The following is a 3,054-nucleotide window of genomic DNA, read 5'->3' as shown; positions in this document are numbered from 1 at the left end:
GGGCCGCTGTCCTTGTCGGGCTTGGGCACGAAGCGCAATTGCACGCCCGGCGCTTCCCGCGACGCGCGGGCCAGCAGCGCCGGGCCGAAATTCTCGACGAAGCCGTCGCTGTTGCGCAGCGTGAAGCTGCGGTTGAGCCGCGCGAGGTCGAGCCGCTCGGCGGGCCGCAGCATCGCTTCCGCCTCCTTGACCAGCCGGCCGACTTCCGCGCCGAGCTCCGCGGCGCGCGGCGTCGGCACCAGGCCTCGCCCGGCGCGCACCAGAAGCGGATCGCCGGTCGCCTCGCGCAGCCTCGCCAGCGCCCGGCTCATCGCCGAGGGGCTGAGCTTCAGCCGCCGCGCGGCCCTGGCGACGCTGCCTTCGGCAAGCAGCACATCCAGCGTGACGAGCAGGTTGAGATCGGGTCGCGACATAGGCGCAACCATAGCATGGTTGTTGCTCGGTGACATGGCGTTTCGTGCACTGATCAAGTGCAAATGCTGCGCGTTCCGCCATATCCGCTGGACGCCTATCTTCCCGGCGCATTTCACCCGACGGAGAAGACATCATGGCCGATATTGCCGAGACCCGCGCTGCGCCCGTTAGCCGTTCGACGGCGGGTGCGCTGGCCAGCCTGTCTCTGGCCATGCTCGTCTCGTCGCTCGCCACCAGCATCGCCAATGTCGCGCTGCCGACGCTGAGCGTGGTCTTCGCCGCGTCCTTTCCGGCGGTGCAATGGGTGGTGCTTGCCTATCTGCTCGCCATCACCGCGCTGATCGTCAGCGTCGGGCGCCTCGGCGATCTCGTCGGCCGCCGGCTGCTGCTGATCGCCGGCCTGGCGCTGTTCAGCGCCGCCTCGTTTGCCGCCGCGCTTGCCCCGTCGCTGGCGCTGCTGATCGCCGCGCGCGCCGTGCAGGGGCTGGGCGCGGCAGTGATGATGGCGCTGACGATAGCCATCGTCGGCGAGACGGTGCCGAAAGAGCGCACCGGCAGCGCCATGGGCCTGCTCGGCACCATGTCGGCGATCGGCACGGCGCTCGGCCCATCGCTCGGCGGCGTGCTGATCGCCGCTCTCGGCTGGCGCTCGATCTTCCTCGTCAATGCCGCGCTGGGCGGCGCCGCGCTGCTCGCCGCCTGGCGCTTCCTTCGAGCGGCGAGTATCCCGCGCCAGGCGGCGGGCGCGAAGGCCCGCTTCGATGTGCCGGGCACGCTGCTGCTCGCTGCCACGCTCAGCGCCTATGCGCTGGCGATGACCAGCGGGCGCGGCCATTTCGGCGGCCTCAACGCGGCGCTGCTCGGCGCGGCCGCGGCCGGCGCGGCGCTGTTCGCCGTCGCCGAGGCCAAGGTGGCGTCGCCCCTGGTCAAGCTCGCGCTGCTGCGCGACAGGGTGCTGGCGCCGAGCCTCGCCATGAACGCGCTGGTCTCGACAGTGATGATGGCCACCCTGGTCGTCGGCCCGTTCTTCCTGTCGCGCGCGCTGGGCCTGAGCGAAGCGGCGACCGGAGCCGTGCTGTCGATCGGCCCCGTGGTCTCGGCGGTCTGCGGCGTCATTGCCGGGCGTATCGTCGATCGGCTGGGGGCGGCCGCGATGGTCGTCGCCGGCCTGGCGCTGATGGTCGCCGGCTGCGCCGCGCTCACAGCGCTCCCGGGCCTCTTCGGCGTTGCCGGCTACGCGGCGGCGATCGCCGTGCTCACGCCGGGCTACCAGCTGTTCCAGGCCGCCAACAATACCGCCGTCATGGCCGATGTCGACAGAAGCGAGCGCGGCGTGGTGTCGGGCATGCTCAGCCTCTCGCGCAATCTCGGCCTCGTCACCGGCACGGCGGTGATGGGCGCGGTGTTCGCCTTCGCCGTGGGGACGAGCGATATCGCGGCGGCGGCCCCGGCGGCCGTCGCGCGCGGAATGGCGATGACCTTTGCGGTGGCTGCGGGGTTGGTCGTCGTCGCGGTTGCAATTGCGGTTGCCAGCGGTCGGAGGGAGCGCTGCAGCGCCTGATTTCCGGAGCCCAGTCTGCGCTGTGACACAAGGATGCGGACGCGAGGCGATGCCCGGCGGGAAGGAAAGGGAGACTCCGTTAACAAATGCAAATGTCAGAGCTGAGAAGTGTGCGCAGTCTCACTCAGGCCAACGCATGGATGGTCTATAACGTCTACACGGGCAGGGCGGGGCAGCGCTTCCGCGGACTGTCGAGTGGGCGTGGCGGGGAGGTCGAAGCGATGCATGAAACATGGTGGCAGCGGCGGGAAGCTCAGCCTCTGATTCCTGAGCGTGAACTTCGCTTTATGATGAAACTCGGGCGTGTGGAGCGCGACGAGGCGATGAGATTGCTGGGGCGATACCGTGGGGACCGCGAGGCGGTATATGCCGAGTTGAGAAGGCGCGATATGATCAGGGTACGCAACGCGCGGCCTCACTGATCACTTCATGCGGCCCCTCGGGAAGTTACAGCCCGAGCGTCCAGCCGGCCGCAGTTTCAGGTCTCCTGTTTGGCCGGAATGGCGCAACGAAGACGGCCGGCCGATGCGTGATCTCGACGAATGCGGCTGCGGCGGTCTCGACGGCATCGGCTGAATGGTCGACCCTGTCGAAGCGCTTCACCACGCGCTCATGCAGCATCGACAGCCTTGCGGCCCGGTGGAGATCGGCGCGCTTCTCGCCGTGCATGTCGAGCGGGGCGAACATAACCATCCCCAAAAACGGCGATGCCCGGCATTTTGTTCCGATCGGCCCGCGTGACAACGCTGCGCCGGGACGGCTTCCCGGAGGCTTCCGCGATCGCGTAATTTCGCCGCCGCCTGAGAGGCCTATCTTTGCCTGGCGGCGGTGCCCATTCCGCCTTCGGCCGGTGCCTCAGCTACCCCAACGAACCCCCACCCACTGCGGCGCCGGCCTCATCTCTCGCGCCGTTTAACGCCTCTGACGCCGCCAGGCGCCCGGCTTCGATCTCCAGTGCCATCAGCTTGGATTTGATCTCATGCGGCTCGGCATGTTCGAGCCCGACCACGTCGTTGCGCGTCTGCTTCAGCGCAATGACGATCTCGTCGAGCTTGGCGTGGATGGCGGCGGTGTCCCGG

Annotated in this window: 4 protein-coding genes; 1 reads left to right on the top strand and 3 read right to left on the bottom strand. The window is 68.9% G+C overall.

The window, feature by feature from the left end; all coding sequences use genetic code 11:
• The coding region (locus EOA27_RS29525; RefSeq protein WP_145970603.1) for a LysR family transcriptional regulator at positions 1–413 on the bottom strand (413 nt) is incomplete at its 3' end.
• 134 nt (positions 414–547) lie between these two features.
• Between EOA27_RS29525 and EOA27_RS29520 the strand changes: the two genes are divergently transcribed.
• Positions 548–1,975, top strand: coding sequence for an MFS transporter (locus tag EOA27_RS29520; RefSeq protein WP_126083368.1), 1,428 nt, complete (start codon positions 548–550; stop codon positions 1,973–1,975).
• A 447-nt stretch (positions 1,976–2,422) separates the two neighbouring features.
• Here the strand turns inward: EOA27_RS29520 and EOA27_RS29515 are convergent, their stop codons facing one another.
• Both EOA27_RS29515 and EOA27_RS42445 read right to left on the bottom strand, forming a co-directional pair.
• Positions 2,423–2,662 carry a hypothetical protein gene (locus tag EOA27_RS29515; protein ID WP_126083367.1) on the bottom strand — a complete coding sequence of 80 codons (240 nt, stop codon included), beginning with the start codon at positions 2,660–2,662 and terminating at the stop codon, positions 2,423–2,425.
• 172 nt (positions 2,663–2,834) lie between these two features.
• Positions 2,835–3,054: low affinity iron permease family protein (locus tag EOA27_RS42445; RefSeq protein ID WP_348639877.1), on the bottom strand; the 220-nt coding region annotated here is incomplete at its 5' end.

It is taken from the genome of Mesorhizobium sp. M2A.F.Ca.ET.037.01.1.1 (assembly GCF_003998075.1).
In the GTDB taxonomy this organism is placed as follows: Bacteria; Pseudomonadota; Alphaproteobacteria; order Rhizobiales; family Rhizobiaceae; genus Mesorhizobium.
The sequence above is the reverse complement of the archived record's forward strand: the minus strand, read 5'-3'. Positions and strand labels throughout refer to the sequence as shown.

Excerpts from the sequence above, each read along its gene's own strand:
- EOA27_RS29520 (WP_126083368.1), top strand. The coding sequence starts at position 548 with ATGGCCGATATTGCCGAGACCCGCGCTGCGCCCGTTAGCCGTTCGACG.
- EOA27_RS29515 (WP_126083367.1), bottom strand. The coding sequence starts at position 2,662 with ATGTTCGCCCCGCTCGACATGCACGGCGAGAAGCGCGCCGATCTCCAC.